Here is a 23292-nt window from a genome sequence, read left to right on the forward strand (position 1 = left end):
AGAACGGATGCACGACACGATAGACTACGGTCGCCTCATGCACGAACAGATGCGGGGCCTGATCCGTCAGGTGCTTCAGCAGGTGGCGGACGAAGGTCTTCCCGGAGAGCATCACTTCTTCATCAGCTTCGACACCACCCATCCGGAGGTGGAGCTGGCCGACTGGCTCCGCGCGCGCTACCCGGAGGAGATCACCGTCGTCATCCAGCACTGGTACGAAGATCTGGAGGTGGACGAGGACGGGTTCGGCATCACCCTGAACTTCGGGGATCAGCCGGAGCGGCTCTATGTGCCCTTCGACGCGCTTCTGACCTTTGTCGATCCTTCGGTGGAGTTCGGGCTGCGCTTTGAAAGCCAGGTGGCCGATGACGAGGAACTGGATGATCTCGAAGAACATGGCATGGGAGATGACGACACCGACCCGGATGGGTCGGGCGGCAGCTCCAATGGCGGTTCGGGAGAGGTCGTCAGTCTCGACAAATTCCGCAGTAGCCCCGAACCGGGGATCCCCTTGCAGGGATCACCCGGGGAAGCCTCGATCAGCCCGCCGGGATCGGCGGGTTGACCTCCGGGGGCAGCGGGCAGACATAGGGTTCCCGCTTCAGCATCAGCCGATGTTCCTCCTGCGCGGCGGCCAAAGCGGCGGGATCGGCAATGAGATCCTGCGCCGTTGCCGCCATGATCTTCGCCGCCAGCTCCATTCCCTTGTGGGCAGCGGGCGACTTTCCCTGCGCCGTCAGCTGCCAGCTATGGAATGGCGTGCCGATCGCGCATGTGGCGACCCAGGCCTGTACCGTCGGAACGGCCCAGGACACATCGCCCACATCCGTGGAGCCTTGCCCCCCCGGCAGCGCCGCGCCGAGCGGTGCGACGAAGTCGCAAAGCGGCAGATCGGCGTCGAGCGGGCGCTGTAACCGGCGAAAGGTCTCCGAAATATGCGTGGGCGTCAGCGTGGACCGGATCGCCTGCGCGAAAGCCCGGTCCGCGTCGTCGTAGGACACGGGACCAAGCCGATCCATATGGGCCTGCATCAGCCTGTCCAGCACGCTGTTGCCGAGCAGGTTGGAGACGGCGCTGACCACCTGTTCGGAAACGGTTGTCTCCGTCATGAGCGCCGCACCCTGCGCGATCTTGCGCACGCGCGCCACGAGATCCAGAAGCTCCCGGTTGGTCTGAGCACGGATAAGCTGGCGCACCGTCGCCTTCGCCTGCACCACGTTGGGCGCGACCCCACCGGCATCGAGATACGCATAATGCACCCGCGCCCCGTCCGGCATGTGCTCCCGCATGTAGTTCACGCCGACATTCATCAGCTCCACCGCATCGAGCGCCGACCGGCCCAGATCCGGCGCCGCAGCAGCGTGGGACGCGCGCCCGTTGAAGGTGAAATCGATCCGGGTATTCGCCAGGCTGTTGGCCTCGAACACGCCATTATAATCGGAGGGATGCCAGGAGATCGCCGCATCCACGTCATCGAACAGGCCCGCGCGAACCATGAATGTCTTGGCAGCACCACCCTCCTCGGCCGGACAGCCGTAGTAGCGGATGCGCCCCGGCGTACCCGTCCGCTCCAGCCAGTCCTTCACCGCAGCCGCCGCCATAAGAGCCGCCGAACCGAGAAGATTGTGCCCGCATCCATGACCGGCGCCGTCAAACTCCGTCGTGGGCTGCGGCTCTGCCACGCCGGGTTCCTGGCCCAGTGCCGGAAGCGCGTCATATTCACCGAGAATCGCAATCACCGGGCCACCAGCGCCCGCTTCTCCCATCACCGCCGTCGGAATACCTGCAAGATCACGCGTGACGCGGAAGCCCTCTGCCTCCATCTGCGCCAGATGCGCTTCGACGGAGCGGCGTTCGGTATAGGCGATCTCCGGCGTGTCAAACACCCGATCGGCCAAGGCTACGTAAGGCGCCCGCCGCTGCTCCACCAGATCCCAGATCTCTGCGCTGTTCTTCATTCCATGCCCCTGTCGTTTGGCTCATAAAGCGGAAACGGCGAACGGGACGCAACACTCTTCTTCCTTCGGCAAGTGCCGCCTTTTCAACACGTTATGATGAAGAGGGGAGAAGAGAGTGGCGCGGTTGACGGGGCTCGAACCCGCGACCCCCGGCGTGACAGGCCGGTACTCTAACCAACTGAGCTACAACCGCGCATCTCTTTTTCGCCCGATCCCGTCGGGCGTGGGGGTCTAATAGGCAACGCCGCGGGTGGCGTCAAGCGCATTGCGCAAGGAAAAATAGATCGCATGGAAAAACTTTTGCCCACGTCCCGTCAGGAGCCCTCACCGCTCCGGCGCGGGCACGAATTCGCGGTTATCGCCGGGTGGCAGGCGGAAGCGGCCATGCTGCCAGTCACCCGCCCGCCATGCCTCCCGCGCGGCGTCGATCCGGTCCTTCGAGGAGGCGACGAAGTTCCACCAGATGAAGCGGGGACCGTTCAGCGTGGCACCGCCCAGGATCAGGATGCGCGCGCCCCTCGCCCCCGCGGCAAGGCTGATCCGGTCCCCGGGGCGAAAGACCATCATCCGGCCTGCCTCGAAGGATTGCCCTGCAACGGTCACCTCTCCCGTAAGAACATAGACACCCCGATCCTCATGGTTGTCGGGCAGCGGAACCGCGGCGCCCGGTTCCAGCACGGCATCCGCATAGAAGGTCTCGGAGGGGAGGGTCACGGGCGCCCGCTCTCCCCACGCGTCGCCGAGGATCAGCCGGACCTGCTTGCCCTCCCCCTCCAGCAGGGGGAGCGAGGCTTTCTCTATATGCTGGAAGGCGGCGGGATCATCCTCGTTCGCTTCCGGCAGGGCCAGCCATGTCTGAATGCCGAACATCGACAGCGGCCGCTCCCGCGCCTCGCCATCCGTGCGCTCCGAATGGGTCACGCCGTTGCCCGCGCTCATCAAGTTCACCGCGCCCGGCTCGATCCACTGGTCCGTGCCGATGGAATCGCGGTGGTGGAGACGCCCGCGCAGCAGATAGGTGACGGTGGAAAGGCCGATATGGGGATGCGGGCGCACATCTATCCCCTGCCCCGTCAGGAACTCGGCCGGCCCCATCTGGTCGAAGAACACGAAAGGGCCGACCATCCGGCGGGAGGCGGCGGGAAGCGCGCGACGCACCTCGAACCCGCCGATGTCGCGTGCCCGGGGGATGATGACCGTCTCGATGGCATCGACTTCGTCACCGATCGGGCATGTGGGGTCGAGGGCGGGGTTCCAGCTCATCCTGGCCTCCTGGCTGTTTTCTGGCGGACAGAGTTCCCGAATGCCATCCCATTGGCAAGCCGTGGCACGCGGTGGGCCTGCGGGCGCGCAGGAAAAGGAAAGCCCTCCCCAGCCTTCGGGACATAAGATTTGCCTCGGGTCGGCGAACATGGCAGAAGAACCCGCCCAGAAGACGGATACGCCCATGACGACCCCTCGCATCTCTTTCGAGTTCTTCCCCCCGCAGTCGCTGGAGGCGAGCTTTCGCCTGTGGGAGACGGTGCAGGCGCTCGCGCCGCTGAACCCGGCCTTCGTCTCCGTGACCTACGGTGCAGGCGGGACGACGCGGAAGCTCACGCATGAGGCGGTAACGACAATCCACAGAAACTACGGGCTGAACGTCGCCGCACACCTGACCTGCGTGGATGCCACAAGGGAGGAGACGCTGGAGATCGCGCGCGCCTATGCCGAGGCCGGGGTGAAGGAAATCGTCGCGCTCAGGGGCGATCCGCCCAAGGGCGCCTCCGGTTTCACGCCACACCCGGAGGGGTTCGCGAGTTCGGTGGAGCTGGTGGAGGCGCTGGCCGCGACGGGAGATTTCCGGCTCCATGTCGGCGCTTACCCGGAGCCTCATCCCGAGTCGCCCGACACCCCCTCCGATGTCGCCTGGCTCCGCCGCAAGGTGGCCGCGGGCGCTTCATCGGCGATCACCCAGTTCTTCTTCTCGCCCGACATCTACTTCCGTTTCCGGGATGCAGCTGTCGCGGCGGGGGTCGATGTGCCGATCATACCGGGCATCATGCCGGTGAACAGCTGGAAGGGTGTGCGCGGCTTTGCCGCCCGCTGCGGCGCATCCGTGCCTGCCTCGCTCGATGCGCGCTTCACCGCTGCGGTGGACGCGGGCCGGGAGGCCGCCTTCGCAGTCGAGCAATGCACCGAACTCTGCGAGGCGCTCATCGCGGGTGGGGTTGAGGACTTGCACTTCTACACGTTGAACCGTCCGCAACTGACGCAACAGGTCTGCGCCAATCTCGGCATCCTTCCCGCCGCCGAAAGCGCTGCCTGAACCCGGTCAGCGCCGGCAGAGATGGCTGCCCCCCGCCGTTCGCTGAGTCCAGACATCACCGGCAGTCCCGCGGCTCCCCGAAGGGAGGCCGCGAGGCAGGGGCGAGGGCGGGCAGCGCCCGCCTGAGCCCGTGCCTTCCCCCCGATCCCCGATCAGGCGATCTCCGCCAGCCGGGTCAGCGCGGCATGGAGTTTCGCGGCCTCCTCCTCGCCGAGTTCCAGCTTCTCACGGGTTTCCTCGACCACATCCTCCGGCGCGCTTTCGGCGAACTTCGGGTTGGCAAGCCGCCCGCGCAGCCCCGACAGGTCCTTGTCGAGCTTCTGGAGCGTTTTCTCCAGCCGCGCCTTTTCCTCCGCGATGTCGATCACCCCATCGAGCGGCAGGGCGAAGGTCGCCCCTTCCACCGCGATGGTGACGGAGCCACGAGGTGCCGTCTCCGCTTCCGTCAGCGACTCGATCCGCGCCAACCGCCGGATCAACGCCTCGTTGCGCGCCCAGGCCGCGCGGCCAGCCGCGTCGATGGACGTCACGACGATGGCCAGCTTCAGCGCCACCGGCACATGCATCTGCGCCCGGGCGGAGCGGATTTCCTCGATCAGCGCGATGACCCAGCCCATCTCGCGGTCGGCCTCGGCATCGCCGAGCTCCGCGCCATAGGTCGGCCAGTCGGTATGGACGAGCATCTTCGCCCGTTTGCCCGTCGTCTCCCACAGCTCTTCCGTCACGAAGGGCATCATCGGATGGAGCAGGATGAAGCATTGGTCCAGCACCCAGGCCATCACCGCGCGGGTTTCCGCCGCGGTGGCCTCATCCGCCAGCAAGGGCTTGGCGAATTCCACATACCAGTCGCACACCTTGCCCCAGACAAAGGCATAAAGCGCATTCGCCGCATCGTTGAACCGGTAGGCGGCCAGCGCCTCGTCCACTGTCGCACGGATGCGACCCGTCTCCCCGAGGATCCAGCGGTTCGCTGTCGCCGTCGCTGGAGGCGCGGATCCGGTGGCATGGTTCTCCCAGACGCCATTCATCTCGGCAAAGCGCGTGGCGTTCCACAGCTTCGTGCCGAAGTTGCGATAGCCCGCGATCCGCTGGGTGGAAAGCTTCAGGTCGCGCCCCATCGCCGCCATGGCCGTGAGCGTGAAGCGCACTGCATCCGCGCCGTATTCGTCGATGAGTTCCAGCGGGTCCAGCACGTTGCCCAGCGACTTGGACATCTTCTTGCCCTTTTCGTCGCGGACGAGCGCATGGACATAGACCGTATGGAACGGCACCTTCCCAACAACCGCAAGCTGCATCATCATCATCCGGGCGACCCAGAAGAAGATGATGTCGAAGCCGGTGACCAGCACATCCGTCGGGAAATACTTGCGCAGTTCCGGCGTATCCTCCGGCCAGCCCAGCGTGCCGATCGGCCAGAGCCCGGAGGAGAACCACGTGTCCAGCACATCCGCATCGCGCCAGACCGGATAGACGAGTTTCGTAGGGTCCTGATTGATGTTGTATTCGGCGAGGCTCGCCGCCAGACGCTCGATGGCCTCCGCCTTGTCCGCCACCTCCACGACCATCGAATGGCTGAAGGGCGCGGGAATATCGGCGATCTCGTCGAGGAACCGCTCCCGCACGGCATCGAAATCGGTGGCGGCGTAATGGACCTCACCCCGATGCAGCATGCCGCCGTTCATCAGCAGGTCGAAGATCTCGACCTCGTCGATCTCCCCGTCGCGATCCTCGTCCCCGAGATCGCTGCCCTGTGACACGCCGAGATCCAGCCCGTACCACACCGGGATCTGATGGCCCCACCAGAGCTGGCGCGAGATGGTCCACGGCTCGATATTCTCCAGCCAGTGGAAATAGACCTTCTCGTCCCGCTCCGGCAGGATGCGCGTGTCGCCGTTGCGCACCGCGTCCAGCGCCGGGCCGACGATCTGGGTGGTGTCCACGAACCACTGGTCGGTCAGCATCGGCTCGATCACCACCTTGGAGCGGTCGCCGAAGGGCTGGGTGATGATCTTGTCCTCGATCTTCTCGAGAAGTCCCAGCGCTTCGATATCGGCGATGACCTGCTTGCGCGCCTCGAACCGGTCCAGGCCGCGGTATTTCTCCGGCACCATGTTGTCGTCGGCAGCATCGTCCCGCATCCGGCCCTTGCCGTCGAGCAGCACGTAAAGCGGCAGGCCGTGCCGCTCCGCGACCTTGTAGTCGTTGAAGTCGTGCGCGCCGGTGATCTTCACCGCGCCGGAACCGAAGGTCGGGTCGGGATACTCGTCCGCGATGATCGGAATGTAGCGGTCCGCGAGCGGAAGAAGCACACGTTTTCCGACGATTGGCGCATAGCGTTCATCCGACGGATGAACCGCCACGGCCCCATCGCCCAGCATCGTCTCGGGCCGCGTGGTGGCGATGGAGATATAGTCCCGCACCTCGCGAAGCGTGACATTGCCGTCGGCGTCCTTCTCCACGTATTCGTAGGTTTCGCCGTTCTCCAGCGGGTATTTGAAGTGCCACATGTGGCCCTTCACCTCGACGTTCTCCACCTCCAGATCGGAGATCGCCGTCTCGAAATGCGGATCCCAGTTCACCAGCCGCTTGCCGCGGTAGATGTAGCCCTTGTCATACATGTCGACAAAGACCTTGATGACCGCCTGCTGGAAGTTCGGGTCCATGGTGAAGGCGTTGCGCGACCAATCGCAGGAGGCACCAAGGCGCTTCAACTGGTTGATGATCGTGCCGCCCGACTGTTCCTTCCACTCCCAGACCTTTTCCAGAAAGGCCTCGCGTCCCATTTCCCGGCGACCCGGCTGCTGGCTGCGGGCCAGTTCCCGCTCGACGACCATCTGCGTGGCGATCCCGGCATGGTCCTGCCCCGGTTGCCACAGCGTGTCGAAGCCGCGCATCCGGTGCCAGCGGACCAGAATGTCCTGAAGCGTGTTGTTGAACGCATGCCCCATATGGAGCGATCCGGTGACGTTCGGCGGCGGGATCATCACGCAGAAAGTCTCCGCGCGCGACGCATTCGCGCCCGCCTTGAAGGCACCCGCCTTTTCCCAGGTTTCGTAGATCCGCGCTTCCGCGGATTGCGCGTCGAACGTCTTTTCCATGGTCGGGTTCCACTTTCTTAACGTCCGCAGGTCTATCCAAGGACTGCCCCGCCGCCAAGGCGCGGTTTGCAGCTTTTTTCAGGAGACCGCATTGTTCGCCATTTCAACGCCCGGCGTTTTGCCGTCCTTCGGCCCACTGACGGGTCGCAACGCCCTGCTGCTCGCGGCAGCCCTTGGCATCACGGCCTGCGGAACCACCTATCAGGTCGCCCGCCCCGGGGAGGGCCATGTCACCGCCGCCCGCGCCATGTTCGCGGAAGAACAGTCCCACCAGACATCCGCCCCCGCCATGAGCGACACTGCTGCCCTCTCCCGGCATCAGCGGGTGCTGGCGCGGGTGAAGCCGGTGGCAGAGCGGTTCTGTCGTGAGGAAACCGTCGAGCGGAAGGGCTTCGACTGCGACGTGCAACTCGTCGTGGATGGGGCGGCGCGGCAGCGCAACGCCTTCCAGCATTACGAAGATGGCAAGCCGACCGTCACATTCACCCTGCCGCTGATCCGCGACGCCCGGAACGAAGACGAGATCGCCTTTGTGCTGGGCCATGAGTTCGGGCACCATATCGGCCAGCATATCGAGAAAAGGCGGCAGCAGATGCTTGCCGGAACGGTCATCATGGGCGTGTTGACCGCAGCCGCACAGGTGAATGCCAGCAACGCGAACCCCTATCGCTCGCGGGCGGACGACCTGCAACAGATGCAGGCGAACATGGCGCTTGGGGGCGCGGTGGGCGGCATGGCCTACAGCCAGACCTATGAACTGGAGGCAGATGCGATCGGCACGGTGATCGCCGAACGGGCCGGGTATGACCCGGTGAAGGGCGCCCGTTTCTTTGCCCGGCCCGAGGCGGCAAAGACCACGGACGGGGAGCTTTCGTTCTGGGGAACCCATCCGCCGGACGAGAAGCGCCTCTCCACCGTGATCGCGACCGTGGAGCAGGTCGCCCGCACGGGCGGCTTGAAGCGCCGGGATTAGGCCGGAAGGCCCCCTGCCACCACACGGTCGAGCTTTGTCGTCAGATGGATGAAGCTCTCCGACGCCTTGACGCCCGGAATCGCGCCGATGGCGTCGAGCACGGTGTCCAGCGACTGTGTTGTCGCGGCGGCCAGGGTCAGCAGAAGATCGACGCGCCCGGAGGTGGAATGGATCGTCTCCACCTCCGGCATCGCCTTCAGCCGGTTCACGATTCCGGATTGAAGCCGAAGGTCGATCGTCAGCAACACGGTCGCCCGCAACCGCCCCCGCTGTCCGGCCTCCCCCAGCTTGACCGTATAGCCGGTGATGACGCCGGAGCTTTCCAGACGCTCCAGACGCGACTGCAGGGTGGAGCGCGCCACCTTCAGCCGCCGCGCCAGCGTGGCGAGGGAAATGCGCGCATCCGCGGCCAGTTGGGCAACGATGGACCTGTCCAGATCGTCCAGAATCTCACCTCGTGAATCTGTCAGCGTCTTTCGTCAATTTAACGAAGCCACAGGCAAAAACAACACTTCCCAAGGCCCCGGTTTGGCTCCATATGCGACATCCTCGTTTTCAGGAAAAGGGCGGCTCATACGCACCTGGCCTGGTTTGGTTTGACGCGTAAGCGGCTCCGAACTGGTGCGTCCAGGGCTGGGGTAGGCTGCGCTCTGTTGGCAGAAGAAGGAACACGCCGATGGGGCTCTCGAAAACGATCTGGACGACTCCGTCCGAATATCTCCGCATTCAGCAACCCGACGCGCCTGTCATGTTTTTCTCGCCCGCCGTTCTGCAGGCGACAGCGCGGCGGTTCATCGACGGTTTCCCCGGCTTCGTCACCTATGCCGTGAAATCGAATCCCGATGAGATCGTCATCGAAAATCTTGCCGCCGCTGGTGTGCAGGGGTTCGATGTCGCCTCTCCCGCCGAGATGCGGCTGATCCGCCGGCTCGCGCCCAGCGCGGCCATGCACTACAACAATCCGGTGCGCGCGCGTTCGGAAATCCTCACGGCTGTCGAACTGGGCGTGGCGTCCTACTCCGTCGATTCGCGGAGCGAACTGGCCAAGCTCATCGCGCTGGTTCCCGCACAGGGCACCGAGATTTCCGTGCGGTTCAAGCTGCCCGTCGCCGGTGCGGCCTACAACTTCGGTGCGAAATTCGGCGCGACGGTGGAGCTTGCGGCGGACCTGCTGGCAATGGTCGCCAGCGCGGGGTTCATCCCCTCGCTGACCTTCCATCCGGGCACCCAATGCACGGATCCCACCGCATGGGAGGCATATATCCGTGCGGCGTCAGAGATCTCGTCCATGGCGGGCGTGAGGATCGCGCGGCTCAATGTCGGCGGCGGCTTCCCCTCTCACCGGCTGAACGAGATCGAGCCGCAACTGGAGGCAATCTTCCGGCTGATCGACACGGTCGCGACGGAAGCCTTTGGCGCGGATCGCCCGGCGCTGGTCTGCGAGCCGGGGCGGGGTCTCTGCGCCGGGGCCTTTTCGCTCGCCAGCCGGGTGAAGGCGGTGCGCGACGATGAGCACGTTTTTCTGAACGATGGTGTCTATGGCGCCTTCGCGGAACTCCCGCTCATCGGCATCATCGACCGGACGGAGGTCATCTCTCCCGATGGGGTGAAACGCGGCGGCGAGACGGTGGAACGCATCGTTTTCGGCCCGACCTGCGACAGTGTTGACCGTCTTCCGGGCGTCGTGGCCCTGCCCGGCGACATGCGCGAGGAAGATTACGTGCTGTTCCACGGCATGGGCGCCTATTCGATCGCCACCAATACGCGCTTCAACGGGTTCGGCGAACTCAGCGTCGCGACGGTGCTCAAGCTGAAGGGCTGACGCCGCTAACAGGCCGACACAGAACTGCCCGAGGCGCGTCCGCGGACGCGCCTTTTTCATACAGAAAAAGTATTTTTCCGTCCACACGCAACCCGCAGCGGCCGCGCCGCATTGTCATAAAGTCGATGGGCTTTCGCCGTGTTACGGTGATCTGGCTGTGTCACTCCTTCAGGGAGACGGTCAACCGGTATCGGCAGACGGCGGAGCGGAGGTCGGAATGGGCATCTGGCGGTTCACGGATATGCGGCGGCTCCTCGGCCTCGCGGATGTTGCCCCGATCACCGCCACGACTCCCCTGCCGAAGCGCCGGAAGGCGCGCCCCACAATGGATCACGTCATCATTCTCGACGGCACGCTTTCCAGCCTGACCTCGGGACAGGAGACGAATGCCGGCCACACGTTCCGCCTGCTCCGGGAGGCCGGATGCGCTTCCCGGATTTCGCTTTTCTATGAGGCGGGCATTCAGTGGAAGGGCTGGTCCAGCCTGCCGGACATCATCACGGGTGCCTCGATCAACGATCAGATCCAGCGGGCCTATGGCTTCCTTGCCTCCCGCTACCGTCCGGGCGATCGGGTGTTCCTGTTCGGGTATTCTCGGGGCGGGTTCGCCGTCAGGTCGCTTGCCGGGATGATCGACCGGCTGGGCCTTTTGCGTGCGGAAGAAGCCACGGAGCGCAACATCCGGCAGGTCTTCCGTCATTACCGGCTTGCCCCCCAAAGCGACAGCGCCTCCGCCTTCCGCGCCGCCCACTGTCATACGCAGGTCGAAATCGCGATGATCGGCGTCTGGGATACCGTGAAGGCGCTCGGCCTACGGCTTCCGCTGCTCTGGCGCCTGACGGAAGCGGAACACGCCTTTCACCAGCTCGACCTCGGCCCGTCTGTTCGCTACGCCGCGCAGGCTCTGGCGCTCGACGAGACGCGCGTCGCCTTCAGCCCCCTGCCGTGGCAGACCCTGCCCGACTGGGAAGGACAGGCAGAAGACACGTGGTTTCGCGGCGCGCATCCCGATATCGGCGGGCAGGTGCATACCGGCCGGCAGGGTCGGCAGCTTGCCAATATTCCGCTGGTCTGGATGCTCGAGCGCGTGGAGGCGCAAGGCATGCCGCTGCCGCAGGACTGGCGGCTCCGTTTTCCCTGCGACGCCAGCGCGCGTGCGGTGGGCACATTCGACGGATGGGGCAAGGTGTTCCTCATCCGCAGCCCCCGCGCGAACGGGCCGGTGAAGGGTCGCCTTCACCCGACCGTCCGGTTCCATACGCCGACCCGGCAGGTCCGGCGCATCGACACCCCCGAACAGAGGGAAACCTCCGTGCGTATCGCCGCGCTTTTCAGTCCCTTCCGCCGGGAGGGCTGATCCCCCTTGCGCGGCGCGCGCGTTTGCGCTTGTCATGCGCCATGACCGGACCCCGTTATACCCCCCTTGTCGATGCACTCCCCGCCACAGTGCCGTTCGTCGGCCCCGAAACGCTGGAGCGGCGGAGCGGCACCCCTTTCCGCGCCCGGCTCGGCGCGAACGAGAACGTCTTCGGCCCCTCGCCAAAGGCGATCGAAGCCATGGCGCGCGCGGCCAGCGACGTGTGGATGTATGGCGATCCCGAAAACCACGATCTGAAGGAGGCGCTCGCCGCATATCATGGCCTCCGGCCGGAGAACGTGGTGGTCGGCGAAGGGATTGACGGGCTTCTGGGCTATCTCGCCCGGCTGGTCATCGCGCCCGGCGATGCGGTCGTCACCTCGGAGGGGGCCTATCCCACGTTCAATTTCCATGTGGCGGGTTGCGGGGGGGTGCTGCACAAGGTGCCCTATCGGCAGGATCATGAAGATCCAGCGGCGCTTGTCGCGCTCGCGGCGACGCTGCGGCCCAAGCTGATCTATCTTGCCAATCCCGACAATCCGATGGCGAGCCACCATCCCGGAAGGCTGATCGAGCAGATGGTGGAGGCCCTGCCCGACGGCACCCTCCTCGTGCTGGATGAGGCCTATGTGGAGCTGGCCCCCGAAGGGACGGCGGCGCGGATCGCGGCGGAGGATCCGCGGGTGATCCGCATGCGGACCTTCTCCAAGGCCTACGGCATGGCGGGGGCACGGGTCGGCTATGCACTGGCTGCCGCCCCCCTCGCCCGCGCGTTCGACAAGGTGCGCAACCATTTCGGCATGTCGCGGATCGCGCAGGCGGGGGCGCTTGCCGCGCTGGCCGATACCGAATGGCTGGAACAGACCCGCAGGAAGGTTGGCTTTGCGCGGGAGCGGATCGGTGCGATTGCCGCCGCGAACGGGCTGCATGCCCTCCCCTCCGCCACCAACTTCGTCGCCATCGACAGCGGCGGGGATGGGGCGCTCGCCCGCCGGATCGTCGCGGAACTCGGCGCGCGGGGCGTGTTCATCCGCATGCCGGGGGTCGCGCCCCTCGACCGCTGCATCCGCATCAGCGCGGGGCGGCCCGCCGATCTCGACCTTTTGGAGGAGGTGCTGCCGGGGGCGCTGGCCGCCGCACGGGAGAGCGTCACGCCCGCGTGACTTGCCTTCCCCCGGCTGGAAGGTCCGACGGTGCGGTTTCCTAGTAACGGAGGCCATCATGCAACCGATCACCACCGCTCTCTGCGCAGCGACGCTCAGCCTTTTCACCCTCCCCGCGCTTGCGCAGGATCATTCGGCGCATGGCACGCCGGGGAGCAGCATGGAAAGCCCTTCCACCGCCGCCTACATGGAGGCGATGGAGAAGATGCATTCCGCGATGGGCGTGCCCTATACCGGCGATGCGGATGTGGACTTTATCCGCGGCATGATCCCGCACCATCAGGGCGCCATCGACATGGCGAAGGTCGTGCTCGAATACGGCAAGGATCCCGAGGTGAAGAAACTTGCCGAGGAAGTGATCTCCGCCCAGCAAAAGGAAATCGGCTGGATGAACGACTGGCTCGCCAAGCACGGATACTAGGCGAGCCGATCCGGGTCAGCAGCTGGATGCGATCACCTGCGCCGCCGCGTCCAGCGCACCCGGCCCGTGCGGAATGTCGAGCGCGCGCAGCCCTGCTTCCATCACCGACAGAACGCCCAGCGTCATATGGGCGTTCACATGCCCCATATGCGCCACCCGCAGGAAGCCGTGCCACGATGGGTCACCCGGCTCCGCCATGCCAAGCCCGATACCCAGCGTCACGCCCACGTTCTGTTCCGTCCATTCGCGCAGCGCGGTGCCGTGCGGGGCGCCCATGCGGGCCGCGGTCACGGAATGGCCGCGGAACGCCGGATCGGCGATGTTGAGGGCGATCTCGCTCCCGTGGCTCCAGGCATCGAAGGCAGCCCAGACGGTACGGGCGAGCGTCCGGTGGCGCTGCATCACCGCCTCATAACCTTCCTCCCGCAGGATCATGTTCAGCGCCTCGGCAAGACCCAGCAGCAGATGCGTGGGCGCGGTGCCGTAGAAATGCTGATAGAACTCCTGCGGCTCCGCCCGCGGCTGCCAGTCCCAATAGGGCGTGCGCAGGTCATTGCCGCGGGTCGCCTGCTTCGCCTTGTCGGAGAAGAACAGGATGCCAAGCCCCGGCGGCGTCATCAGGCCCTTCTGGCTCGCCGTTACCAGAACGTCCACGCCCCAGGCGTCCATCTCGAACGGATCACAGGCGAAGGAGGCCACGCAATCCACCATCAGCAGCGCCGGATGCCCGGCCGCGTCCATTGCCTGCCGCACGGCCTGCACGTCGTTGCGGACGGAGGTCGCGGTGTCCACATGCGTCAGCAGGACCGCCTTGTAGCTGTGCCCGGTGTCGGCGCGCAGCGCCTCCTCCACCCGTTGCGCATCGACCGGCGCGCGCAGGCCGAAGTCGATCATGTCGATCTCCACCCCCATCTCGCGCGCCTGCGCCGCCCAGTTGATGCCGAACCGCCCGGTCGCAAGGCTGAGCGCCCGGTCACCCCGGCTGAACACATTGGCATTCGCCGCTTCCCAGGCTCCGTGACCATTGGCGATGTAGATCGCCACATTGTCCTTCGTATGGGCCAGCGTGCGGAGATCCGCCACGATACCGTCCACCGTATCGACCAGCGCGCCGGTATAGATGTTCGGCGCCGGCACGTGCATGGCGTTCAGAACCCGGTCGGGCATGACTGACGGACCGGGGATGGCAAGGTAATGACGACCGAAGCCGAGGCTCATCGAAAACTCTCCATGCAAGGCGTGGTTCAACCCCTAGTGCGCGCCGCCGCACGGGTCAACCGGGCGCACGGCTTGCCCTTGGGCCGAAGAGCCGCTACACCGCAGCCAACGCCCCCTAGGCAGAGCGCCCGGATGTCTGACCCGAGCAAGTCCCGCCACGCGACGGGCGATCCCTATACCTCCCGCAGGCTGTTCGGCCGGCTCTGGCACGATTATCTGCGCCACCAAATCCCGGCCATGTCGCTGGTCGCCGTGCTGATGGTGATCGAGGGCTCGACCCTCGGCGCGCTGAGCTACATGCTCCAGCCGCTGTTCGAGAAGGTGTTCGCAGGCGCCGACCCTTCCGCGATCTGGTGGGTGGGTGCGGCGATCTTCGGGCTGTTCCTGATCCGCGCGATCACCTCCATCCTCAGCAAGACGATGCTGTCGCGCATCGCACAGCGCACCTCCACAGCCATGCAGGCTGACCTGCTGCGCCATATCCTGACGCTGGACAGCCGGTTCTTTCAGGAAAACCCGCCCGGCGCCCTCATCGAACGGGTGCAGGGTGACACGATGGCCATTCAGGGCATCTGGATCACCCTGATCTCCGCCGTTGGGCGGGATGGCGTGGCGCTGGTGTCGCTGTTTGCCGTGGCGATTTCCATCGACCCGGTGTGGACGATGGTGGCGCTGGTCGGCACGCCGCTCCTCATCCTGCCGATTGCCAGAATCCAGCGCTACGTCCGCCGGAAGACGACGCAGAGCCGCCGTCAGGCCAGCCTCCGCGCGACGCGGCTGGATGAGATCTTCCACGGCATCATCCCGATCAAGCTGAACCGGATGGAGGGCTACCAGTCCGGCCGGTTCGAGCGAATCATCGATACGATCGTGAAGGCGGAGGTGAAGAACGCCGCCGGCCGCTCGACCATCCCGGCGCTGATCGACGTGGTGACGGGGCTTGGCTTCTTTGCCGTCCTCGTGCTCGGCGGGCGGGAGATCATCGCGGGCGAAAAGACCCTCGCGCAGTTCATGTCGTTCTTCACCGCCATGGCGCTGACCTTCCAGCCGATCCGCAGGCTCGGCGACACGGCGGGCACCTGGCAGGTGGCGGCGGCGAGCCTTGAGCGGGTCTATCGGCTGATGGATACGCTTCCCTCCATCAGCCCGCCTGCTCACCCGCGCCTTCCCGCACCGGGCGAGACGGAGATCCGGCTTCAGGACGTGACCCTCGCCTATGGTGAGATGCCGGTGCTGCGCGGCGTTACCTTTACGGCGGAAGCGGGCAGGACGACGGCGCTCGTCGGCGCCTCTGGCGCTGGCAAGAGCACGGTGTTCAACCTGCTCACCCGGCTTGTGGATGCGCAGTCCGGCCTTGTGACGGTGGGCGGGGTGGACATCATGGACATTCCGCTGCCCGAACTCCGCGCCATGTTTTCCGTTGTCACCCAGGATGCTGCGCTCTTCGACGAGACGATCCGGGAGAACATCACCCTGGGCCGACAGGATGTGAGCGACGAGCGGCTCCGCGAGGTGATGGACGCGGCCCATGTGACGGAGTTCGTGGAGCATCTGCCCCTTGGCGTGGACACTCCGGCCGGGCCGCGCGGCTCCGCCCTCTCCGGCGGGCAGAGACAGCGCGTGGCTATCGCCCGCGCCCTGCTCCGTGACGCGCCGATCCTGCTGCTGGACGAGGCGACCTCCGCCCTAGACGCCCGCTCGGAGGCGCTGGTGCAGGCGGCGCTGGACAGGCTCTCCGTCGGCCGGACGACGCTGGTCATTGCGCACCGGCTGTCGACCATCCGGGACGCGCACAAGATCGTCGTGATGGATCAGGGCCGTGTGGTCGATGAGGGCACGCATGAGGAGTTGCTGTCCCGCGACGGGCTCTACGCCGGGCTCTACCGGCTGCAATTCCAGTCGACCATGCCCATATCGGTGAATGACACGGAGGCAGGGGCATGACGGGCGAACGCGCATCGAACCGCAAGATCTATGAAATCACCGGCGCAGACCGGGTCAGCTTTCTGCAGAACCTTGTCACCAACGATCTCGGCCGGTTGAAGGATGGGCTGGTCTATGCAGCGCTGCTGACGCCGCAGGGCAAGTATCTGGCGGATTTCTTCCTTGCCGATGCGGGGGACCGGATCCTGCTCGACGCCGATGCGGAACAGGCGGAGGCCCTCGCCCGCCGTCTCCAGATGTATCGGCTCCGCGCCGCTGTCGCCATCGCACCCAGCCCCCTCCACGTGCTGCGCGGCCTTGGAGAACCGCCCGAAGGGGCGTTGCGCGATCCGCGCCATCCTGCGTTGGGCTGGCGGCTTTATACAGATGAAGAAGGTGGCCCGCCCGCCGTGGACTGGGATGCCATCCGCGTGGCGGAAACGATTCCCGAAGCGGGGGTGGAGCTGCTGCCGGACGACACGTATATCCTCGAAGCTGGGTTCGACCGCCTCAACGGCGTTGACTTCCGCAAGGGTTGCTACGTGGGACAGGAAGTGACCGCCCGCATGAAGCACAAGACAGAGCTTCGCAAGGGCTTCGTTTCGGTCGTGCTGGACAGTCCCGTGACGCCCGGAGCCGAGGTTTTAGCAGAGGGAAAGCCTGCGGGCCGCGTCTTTACCGTCGCCGGAAATCGCGCCATTGCCTATCTCCGTTTCGACCGCGCCGCCGGACCGCTCACCGCCGACGGGATCGCGCTCCGCAGAACGTGACGCGACGACACTGCGCCTGCGGCAAAACAACAAGACGTCGCCGCCGATAAATGCTTGATCGAAAGACAGGGGGGCCTATATATCGGCGGCACTCCCCTGGTAAGGCGACTGCATATTGTGATGGGCCCCGTTTCGGCATGCCATGCCCACATGGCAGGTATTCCCGAACGGTAATACCGAACCCGGCCCTAAACACGATATTCGGCGACCTTCCGAAGAACGCAAGAGCAATAACAAGAAAAGGACCGGATATCATGGCCGACTCCGTCGACGGCAATGCCTTCAACTTCGAGCAAGGCGCGCGGGCTCGTAAACTCTTCGCCGCGGTTGTCCTTGCTGCCTTGGACGATGCGATTGCTGATGACAAGAAATACGGGAACGGACCGGAACAGATCGCTCGCTGGGCAAGGTCTCGCGATGGGCGCGAAGTTCTTTCCTGCGCCGGGATCGACCCGAACGAGCGTGTCGTGAAGGGCCTCATGGAATTCGTCGCGAAGGGCATCCGCACTTCTGTCGCCCTCTCCCGTGAGGAAAGCGAACGCCGCCATCTTCTGGAACAGGCCGAAGCTGCCTGAGCCCGAAGGATTGGCCTCAAAAAGGGCGCGCCTCGTGGCGCGCCTTTTTTATGGCCATCCGAACATTTCGGCTGGCAAACGATCAGGGAAGCCGCCGTCCGTGCAGACGCACTACCCGGGGCTTCTGCCAGCCGGATATCGTTCGGGTATCGTTCGGGGCAGAAGGGAAACCTGTAGCGGACGTTTTCCTCACTTCTCGCTCCGCTCAGCATGGCGCTGTATCGCCGTCATTCAATCTGTCGGATGCCCTAGGGAACAATGTCCGCGCTAGGAGCCGGTCGAGGCGATCAGAAGAAGCTGTCTGCAATAGTTCACACTGCGTGCTGAACACACTTGCTTCTGTCGCGTTGCAAGATTGATCTCACGGGCTTTTAGCCTCGCCACCATCCAGCATGTAATGACGACTGGTAAAGGGGAGCCGAAGATCAAGGAGCGCTGAGAGACATCCCTCGGCGTGCGGAGGGAGCCGCGATTGCTAACGGCAAGCTGGCCCGTTGATCCGAGCGTATCCGGCCCGCTAGTGAGCGCCGACATGGAACAACAGCTGCCGCCCACCAGTTCGCTACCATGCTAGCAGATCATCAACCCCAAAGAAGTTCAGCCATAATAGGCTAAATCCCATAAAACCGATCCTCGCTTATCTGGGGCGGCGAAGGCGGCGAAGGCGGCGAAGGGCCTCGGGACTTTGAGACACATGTCGATGGAGTGCATCAGCGTTTGGCAATACTGCAGCCAGAAACTGCTATGGCCCCCCGATAATTCTTCCGCCTGATCCTAGAGTGCTGCCCGAGGAGAGGACCGGACATGAAGAGACCGAAGTTCGCGGGCGAGCATATCACCGCTCCTCAGTCGATTCGCATTCGTGGCCGATCGTCCTCTGATTGAGGACGTAAGGGCGCGACCTGCTGCGACGCCTGCGTACCCCCAATCGCCGGTCCGAGCCGTGGATCACTTCAACGGCAGCATTGAGACCGTTCTTCAAACATGAAGCGCTGGATCATTCGCGGCCACGGTTTTGATCCAACCGCGTGATCACACCTTGATCGATTTTCCATCAGCACCGCCGAGACCAATGGCAATTTGGCAGCTGGCGTCCGCTTCGAGCTAACCAATGCCTGACAAATTCGCCAAGCTCCGCAGCGATCGGCTGGGTTTGACGGGAGTCCATCTGCCCCTTCTGAACTATTCGAACTCTCTGCCCGCGAGCGCCCTGCGAATTTCCGTCCGCACGAGTTTGCGGACATTCCGCGTCATACGCTCGCCCAGCGGGCCCTGAAGTTCTTCCCTCAGAATCTCCGCGACAAGCATCCGGAGATGTTCATCATTCAGTTCCGGTTTTTCATCCGCGAAAAGACCAATGTGGTCTTCCAGATCAGGCAGCGCCGCCGAGGGCATGTTTTCCGCGCCGCAACCGACGCGCACCTCCTCGGGAAGATATACCTGTTCCTCTGCCTCAATGCGGCCGACGGCAGGAGCGAATTCCATCTGTTCCACGCCCGGGTCGTCAAGAGGGAGTTCATCGGGCGCGTCCGGCGGGGTCTCTACCGGCTCTTCGACGGGGATTTCGGCAGGCTCCTCTACCGGGTCTTCCGGGATATCGGGGGGAGGTGCCTCCTCCGGTGTATCCGGGGGCAGTTCGGTGGGCGCATCGGGCTCTGGAGGAACTTCCACGGGAGGGCGACCGGCCTCCGCATGTAGTTCGTCCTGTTCCTCGCTCTCATCGCTATGGGAGAAGGAATTCCGCACAAGCTGGAACCGGCGGGCTTGAGTTTGACGGAAAGCGATCGGTTCCGCTGTATGTGGTTCCGGCTCGTCAATCGAGATAAACGGCGCTTCATCGACATCATGAAGATCGTCGCGGAACCCCCTGCTCTCTATCGGCTCGGGTGCGCTTGCCCGCGCCGCGACTGCCGCTTCGAGCACGGCCAGCGCATCCTCTATGGAGCCACGTCCATCCGCGTGCTCCACGCGTAATTCCGGGGTGAGCATGAGGCGCTCCCCCGCAGCGCGTTCTCCCTGGAGGCGCATCTCCAACCCGTCGCTGTCCTGCGCGAGAAGACGGCGGATCGCCGTCAGCACATCTTCGATCTCGCCACGTTTACCGGAGTCAGACATATCGCCTCGATCCTTCTGTCCGCTGGAGCATCTAGCCGCCCTACGTGGCTTGGCCAGCCCACGACTCACATGTCATCATGACAGGAAATAGTTACTTTTTCCCTATGCTCTGCAGCACACGGTCAAGTTTCTGGCCCTGGATGGAAGTATAGGGGGCCTCGCGCACCGCATTGTAGTAGGCGGCCGGATCATATGTCGGAATGCCGAGCTTCAGGTGATCGACGGTAAGAAGGCCCATCGCGGACAGGACCGAATAGGCAGCAACATATTGTTGCGACTGCGCGGAAATCCGGCTTGCCCGGGCGTTCAGCAACTCCTGCTCCGCGTCCAGGACGTCAAGCGTGGTGCGCGCGCCGAAGCGGGCCTCCTCCCGGACACCATCATAGGCGACCTGCGCCGCCCGGATCTGTTCATCGATAGACGCCAGAGAGGCACGCGAAACCTGCAGTTGCGACCAGGCGGCACCAACCTGATAGGCCACGTTCACAGCCGACTGCTGAAGCGCCGCGCGGGCCTGATCCCGACCGGCGATCGCCTGACGATGCAGGGATGACAACGCGCCCCCCTGATAGATCGGCTGGGTCAGCGAGAGAGTAAGGGCCGAGGCATCATCCCCGCTCTGATCCCGCGCGACGGAACCGGTGGCAGAAACTGTCGGCAGGCGCTGTGCCGCCGCGAGCGAGACGTTCAGTTCCGCCACGTTGACCTGACGCTGCGCCTGACGCACATCGGGATGGGTACGAACGCCGACCGCCTTTGCATCATCCACGGATGCCGCGCTGCGGGGCGGCGTCGGCGGCGTGGCGAGAGTGCCCGGGTACTGCCCGGTCGCGGCCTTGTAAGCCTCCCGTGCCGTGGTCAGATCACCTTGAGCGCTGGAAAGCTGCGCGCGGGTCGAGGCCAGCCGAGCCTCCGCCTGCGCGACATCGGTGCGTGTCACCTCGCCCACGTCGAATCGATCCTGCGCGGCCCGAAGCTCCTCGCCGATCACGCGCACCGAATTTTGGTTCAGCGAGACATACTCAATGGCACTGCGCACGTTCATATAGGCCTGAACGGCATTCAGCAGCACCTGCTGCTCAACCCCGACCAACGCCTCGCGCGTGGCAAGCACCGATTCGCGCGCGATCTCTATCCCAAGCCGATTGCGGCCCGAATCATAGAGCGTGAGACTTGTGGACAGCCCTATGGTGCTTGTGAGCCGCCGCGTCAGTACGGGATCCACCCACCGCGACTGCGCCACGAAAGCGAGCGTCGGGCGCAGCGCTGCGACGGCAGTAGCCACATCTTCGTCCGCTGCGCGGAGAACGGCCCGGTTCTGCTCCAGAAGGTTGGAATTGCGATAGGCCGCGATGAGCGCGTCTGTCAGCGTTTCGGCCCCAGCCGAAGTAACGGACAAACCCGCCGCGAATAACGCCGCGAAAAACCTGACCTTCGATCGCCCTGCCATGTCCCGCCTCGTTCCTGATCTTTTTTTCATTAGTCAGGCGGTGTCCTGTCCAGATCCAGTCTAGAACACGAAACCCCGCTCTGCCGCAAAGCCCGGAAGGACGGGCGCGGAAGCATTGAAAGCATAGCGCCAAGTCATCTCGCCGTCGATCTTGTATCCGATGCGACAGACGCCGAGAGCACGCTCCATGAACAGGCAACCGATGCGGCCGCCATCCTTGAGCTGGGCGAGGATCTTTTCCGGAACGTCTTCGACAGCCCCTTCGAGGATGATCACGTCGAAAGGCCCGTGTTTGGGAGAGCCTTCGGCGAAGTCACCCTTGACGATTACGGCGTTGTCCACACCCTCCGCCGCGAGCAGATCCTGCGCTTCTGCGGCAAATTCCTCATCCTGTTCGATGCCGACGACGGCTTCGGCCAGCCGTGCGATCACCGCGGTCGAATAGCCGAGCCCCGCACCGATATCGAGCACGAGATCATCCGCCCCGATATCCAGGGCATCAAGGAGCTTGGCCAGTGTGCGGGGTTCCAGCAGAAACCGATCCCGCCCGATATAGACGTTCTCGCCGACATAGGCGGCTTCGCGCAACGGGGCGGGAATATAGACTTCGCGCGGAACGCTCAGCATCGCATCGATAATCGGGTATTTCGTCACATCAGCGGGGCGGATCTGGGTGTCCACCATCACCGTGCGGCGGCTCGCGAAATCCGACATTGCCCGTTCCCGTCCAGTCCTGCGTCGAAGGTGTCTTGCCACAGAAAATCAGCGGCGGCAACAACGCCCGTTGCACCTCACTGCTGCCGAAACCTTAGCCTTGCCGGGGCCATAATCGCAGCGTTCCGACCATAAAGCCGGTGATTCTCTGGGCATAGTTTCGAATTATGCCGCTAGTTTATGCAGAAATGTCGAGAATTGACCGGGATTGTCGCAAACGACCTAGCGCCAAGGCGCGCCGCTGGTCGTGATACCCACTCATGGCTCCGATGGAGCTATAGAAGAACGAGCGGCCCGAGCCGCCAGACAGGGAGACTTGCGTGGAACCAGCCCAGGGCCGCGACCGGTTCGTGGAGTTCGAGCACGTTCAGAAGAGCTACGACGGCGAAAACCTCGTCGTCAAAGACCTCAATCTCACGATTTCCGAGGGAGAATTCCTCACCATGCTCGGACCCTCCGGTTCGGGCAAGACCACCTGCCTCATGATGCTGGCAGGGTTCGAGACCGCGACTCACGGAGAGATCCGGCTGGACGGCCGTCCGATCAATACCGTGCCGCCGCACAAGCGGGGCATCGGCATGGTGTTTCAGAATTACGCGCTCTTTCCGCATATGACCGTGGCCGAAAATCTTGCCTTCCCGCTCGAAGTGCGGGGGATGGGGAAGGCGGAACGGGAGGCAAAGATCGCCCGCGCGCTCGACATGGTGCAGATGGGCGCATTCGGGGCAAGGCGCCCGGCCCAGCTTTCGGGGGGCCAGCAGCAGCGCATCGCCCTCGCCCGGGCGCTGGTGTTCGATCCGAAGCTCGTGCTGATGGACGAGCCGCTGGGCGCGCTGGACAAGCAGCTCCGTGAGCACATGCAGTTCGAGATAAAGCGGCTGCACCACGAGCTTGGGATCACCGTCGTCTATGTCACCCACGATCAGGGCGAAGCGCTGACCATGTCCGACCGGGTCGCCGTGTTCAACGACGGGCGCATCCAGCAGCTCGCCCCGCCCGATGAGCTTTACGAACGCCCGCGGAACAGCTTCGTCGCCCAGTTCATCGGCGAGAACAACCGCCTTCCGGGCACGGTCGAGAAGCTCGGCCCGGACAAGGCTCTCATCCGGCTCGCTACGGGCGAGGTGATCGACGCGACGCCGGTCAACCTGCGCCACGAAGGGCAGGAGACGCTGGTTTCCATCCGCCCGGAACGGGTGGAGTTCAAGCCGGAGATGATGCCGAAGGACGCCCACATGATCGACGCGGAAGTGATCGAGGTGATCTACATGGGCGACGTTCTCCGCACCCGAATGAAGGTCGCGGGGTCGGACGATTTCGTGATGAAATGCCGCAACACGTTGAGCCAGACGAAACTCTCGCCAGGGCAGCAACTCAGGATCGGCTGGGCACCGCAGGATGCGCGCGCGCTCGATCCGGTCTGACTC

19 protein-coding genes and 1 tRNA gene are annotated in these 23292 nt (G+C 64.5%); 11 read left to right on the forward strand and 9 right to left on the reverse strand.

Annotated features, from left to right (window positions below; all coding sequences use genetic code 11):
* Nucleotides 1–7: 7 nt before the first annotated feature.
* A complete protein-coding gene (locus CDV49_RS14360) occupies nt 8–565 on the forward strand; it encodes an SspB family protein (RefSeq protein WP_088216123.1) in 558 nt (185 codons plus the stop codon).
* Here the strand turns inward: CDV49_RS14360 and CDV49_RS14365 are convergent.
* The 3 genes from CDV49_RS14365 to CDV49_RS14375 form a co-directional block, all read right to left on the reverse strand.
* Entirely contained in the window at nt 540–1958 is a 1419-nt protein-coding gene (locus CDV49_RS14365; protein WP_088216124.1) for a M20 family metallopeptidase, read from the reverse strand. The two genes, CDV49_RS14360 and CDV49_RS14365, sit on opposite strands and share 26 nt — an antisense overlap.
* Before the next feature lie 116 nt (nt 1959–2074).
* Nucleotides 2075–2151, reverse strand: a tRNA-Asp gene (locus CDV49_RS14370).
* A 131-nt stretch (nt 2152–2282) separates the two neighbouring features.
* A complete protein-coding gene (locus CDV49_RS14375; RefSeq protein ID WP_088216125.1) occupies nt 2283–3221 on the reverse strand; it encodes a pirin family protein in 939 nt (312 codons plus the stop codon).
* A gap of 184 nt (nt 3222–3405) precedes the next feature.
* Between CDV49_RS14375 and metF the strand changes: the two genes are divergently transcribed.
* The gene (gene metF, locus CDV49_RS14380; RefSeq protein WP_088216263.1) at nt 3406–4266 is read left to right on the forward strand and encodes a methylenetetrahydrofolate reductase [NAD(P)H]; all 861 of its coding nucleotides are present in this window, start codon (nt 3406–3408) and stop codon (nt 4264–4266) included.
* A 152-nt stretch (nt 4267–4418) separates the two neighbouring features.
* On the opposite strand, the gene CDV49_RS14385 is transcribed toward metF, so the two are convergent.
* Nucleotides 4419–7364: a valine--tRNA ligase gene (locus CDV49_RS14385; protein ID WP_088216126.1), complete on the reverse strand. Its 2946-nt coding sequence runs from the start codon at nt 7362–7364 to the stop codon at nt 4419–4421.
* 91 nt (nt 7365–7455) lie between these two features.
* Here CDV49_RS14385 and CDV49_RS14390 point away from each other — a divergent pair, with 91 nt between their 5' ends.
* Nucleotides 7456–8337 (forward strand): M48 family metalloprotease, encoded by an 882-nt coding sequence (locus CDV49_RS14390; protein WP_179209230.1) that lies wholly within the window; start codon nt 7456–7458, stop codon nt 8335–8337.
* On the opposite strand, the gene CDV49_RS14395 is transcribed toward CDV49_RS14390, so the two are convergent.
* Nucleotides 8334–8783, reverse strand: coding sequence for an Lrp/AsnC family transcriptional regulator (locus tag CDV49_RS14395; protein ID WP_035706364.1), 450 nt, complete (start codon nt 8781–8783; stop codon nt 8334–8336). The genes CDV49_RS14390 and CDV49_RS14395 overlap by 4 nt on opposite strands.
* Nucleotides 8784–9013: 230 nt before the next feature.
* On the opposite strand from CDV49_RS14395, the gene CDV49_RS14400 reads away from it, so the two are divergent.
* The 4 genes from CDV49_RS14400 to copM all read left to right on the forward strand — a co-directional run bounded on the left by CDV49_RS14400 (nt 9014) and on the right by copM (nt 13100).
* Complete coding sequence (locus CDV49_RS14400; RefSeq protein ID WP_088216128.1) at nt 9014–10159, forward strand: type III PLP-dependent enzyme; 1146 nt, start codon at nt 9014–9016, stop codon at nt 10157–10159.
* Between the two features lie 217 nt (nt 10160–10376).
* A complete protein-coding gene (locus CDV49_RS14405) occupies nt 10377–11516 on the forward strand; it encodes a DUF2235 domain-containing protein (RefSeq protein ID WP_256947352.1) in 1140 nt (379 codons plus the stop codon).
* Between the two features lie 41 nt (nt 11517–11557).
* Entirely contained in the window at nt 11558–12679 is a 1122-nt protein-coding gene (locus CDV49_RS14410; RefSeq protein ID WP_088216129.1) for a pyridoxal phosphate-dependent aminotransferase, read from the forward strand.
* Nucleotides 12680–12737: 58 nt separating this feature from the next.
* Nucleotides 12738–13100, forward strand: coding sequence for a CopM family metallochaperone (gene copM / locus CDV49_RS14415; RefSeq protein ID WP_088216130.1), 363 nt, complete (start codon nt 12738–12740; stop codon nt 13098–13100).
* Between the two features lie 15 nt (nt 13101–13115).
* On the opposite strand, the gene CDV49_RS14420 is transcribed toward copM, so the two are convergent.
* Nucleotides 13116–14318 carry a pyridoxal-phosphate-dependent aminotransferase family protein gene (locus CDV49_RS14420; RefSeq protein ID WP_088216131.1) on the reverse strand — a complete coding sequence of 401 codons (1203 nt, stop codon included), beginning with the start codon at nt 14316–14318 and terminating at the stop codon, nt 13116–13118.
* 132 nt (nt 14319–14450) lie between these two features.
* Between CDV49_RS14420 and CDV49_RS14425 the strand changes: the two genes are divergently transcribed.
* From CDV49_RS14425 to CDV49_RS14435, 3 genes are all read left to right on the forward strand, one after another.
* Complete coding sequence (locus CDV49_RS14425; protein ID WP_088216132.1) at nt 14451–16262, forward strand: ABC transporter ATP-binding protein; 1812 nt, start codon at nt 14451–14453, stop codon at nt 16260–16262.
* Nucleotides 16259–17011 (forward strand): CAF17-like 4Fe-4S cluster assembly/insertion protein YgfZ, encoded by a 753-nt coding sequence (ygfZ, locus tag CDV49_RS14430; protein WP_088216133.1) that lies wholly within the window; start codon nt 16259–16261, stop codon nt 17009–17011. Before CDV49_RS14425 ends, ygfZ begins: the two co-directional genes overlap by 4 nt.
* A gap of 254 nt (nt 17012–17265) precedes the next feature.
* On the forward strand, nt 17266–17586 hold the full coding sequence (locus CDV49_RS14435) for a DUF6280 family protein (protein ID WP_035706383.1): 321 nt from the start codon (nt 17266–17268) through the stop codon (nt 17584–17586).
* 1182 nt (nt 17587–18768) lie between these two features.
* Here the strand turns inward: CDV49_RS14435 and CDV49_RS14440 are convergent.
* The 3 genes from CDV49_RS14440 to CDV49_RS14450 all read right to left on the reverse strand — a co-directional run bounded on the left by CDV49_RS14440 (nt 18769) and on the right by CDV49_RS14450 (nt 21865).
* Entirely contained in the window at nt 18769–19701 is a 933-nt protein-coding gene (locus tag CDV49_RS14440; RefSeq protein ID WP_088216134.1) for a hypothetical protein, read from the reverse strand.
* 91 nt (nt 19702–19792) lie between these two features.
* On the reverse strand, nt 19793–21151 hold the full coding sequence (locus CDV49_RS14445) for a TolC family outer membrane protein (RefSeq protein ID WP_088216135.1): 1359 nt from the start codon (nt 21149–21151) through the stop codon (nt 19793–19795).
* Between the two features lie 60 nt (nt 21152–21211).
* Nucleotides 21212–21865: a protein-L-isoaspartate O-methyltransferase family protein gene (locus tag CDV49_RS14450; protein ID WP_088216136.1), complete on the reverse strand. Its 654-nt coding sequence runs from the start codon at nt 21863–21865 to the stop codon at nt 21212–21214.
* Between the two features lie 320 nt (nt 21866–22185).
* Between CDV49_RS14450 and CDV49_RS14455 the strand changes: the two genes are divergently transcribed.
* Entirely contained in the window at nt 22186–23289 is a 1104-nt protein-coding gene (locus CDV49_RS14455; RefSeq protein ID WP_088216137.1) for an ABC transporter ATP-binding protein, read from the forward strand.
* The last annotated feature ends 3 nt before the right edge of the window (nt 23290–23292 follow it).

The organism is Haematobacter genomosp. 1 (assembly GCF_002196855.1).
Taxonomy (GTDB): domain Bacteria; phylum Pseudomonadota; class Alphaproteobacteria; order Rhodobacterales; family Rhodobacteraceae; genus Haematobacter.

Excerpts from the sequence above, each read along its gene's own strand:
- CDV49_RS14360 (WP_088216123.1), top strand. The coding sequence starts at position 8 with ATGCACGACACGATAGACTACGGTCGCCTCATGCACGAACAGATGCGG.
- CDV49_RS14365 (WP_088216124.1), bottom strand. The coding sequence starts at position 1,958 with ATGAAGAACAGCGCAGAGATCTGGGATCTGGTGGAGCAGCGGCGGGCG.
- CDV49_RS14375 (WP_088216125.1), bottom strand. The coding sequence starts at position 3,221 with ATGAGCTGGAACCCCGCCCTCGACCCCACATGCCCGATCGGTGACGAA.
- metF (WP_088216263.1), top strand. The coding sequence starts at position 3,406 with ATGACGACCCCTCGCATCTCTTTCGAGTTCTTCCCCCCGCAGTCGCTG.
- CDV49_RS14385 (WP_088216126.1), bottom strand. The coding sequence starts at position 7,364 with ATGGAAAAGACGTTCGACGCGCAATCCGCGGAAGCGCGGATCTACGAA.
- CDV49_RS14400 (WP_088216128.1), top strand. The coding sequence starts at position 9,014 with ATGGGGCTCTCGAAAACGATCTGGACGACTCCGTCCGAATATCTCCGC.
- CDV49_RS14405 (WP_256947352.1), top strand. The coding sequence starts at position 10,377 with ATGGGCATCTGGCGGTTCACGGATATGCGGCGGCTCCTCGGCCTCGCG.
- CDV49_RS14410 (WP_088216129.1), top strand. The coding sequence starts at position 11,558 with ATGACCGGACCCCGTTATACCCCCCTTGTCGATGCACTCCCCGCCACA.
- copM (WP_088216130.1), top strand. The coding sequence starts at position 12,738 with ATGCAACCGATCACCACCGCTCTCTGCGCAGCGACGCTCAGCCTTTTC.
- CDV49_RS14420 (WP_088216131.1), bottom strand. The coding sequence starts at position 14,318 with ATGAGCCTCGGCTTCGGTCGTCATTACCTTGCCATCCCCGGTCCGTCA.
- CDV49_RS14425 (WP_088216132.1), top strand. The coding sequence starts at position 14,451 with ATGTCTGACCCGAGCAAGTCCCGCCACGCGACGGGCGATCCCTATACC.
- ygfZ (WP_088216133.1), top strand. The coding sequence starts at position 16,259 with ATGACGGGCGAACGCGCATCGAACCGCAAGATCTATGAAATCACCGGC.
- CDV49_RS14435 (WP_035706383.1), top strand. The coding sequence starts at position 17,266 with ATGGCCGACTCCGTCGACGGCAATGCCTTCAACTTCGAGCAAGGCGCG.
- CDV49_RS14440 (WP_088216134.1), bottom strand. The coding sequence starts at position 19,701 with ATGTCTGACTCCGGTAAACGTGGCGAGATCGAAGATGTGCTGACGGCG.
- CDV49_RS14445 (WP_088216135.1), bottom strand. The coding sequence starts at position 21,151 with ATGGCAGGGCGATCGAAGGTCAGGTTTTTCGCGGCGTTATTCGCGGCG.
- CDV49_RS14450 (WP_088216136.1), bottom strand. The coding sequence starts at position 21,865 with ATGTCGGATTTCGCGAGCCGCCGCACGGTGATGGTGGACACCCAGATC.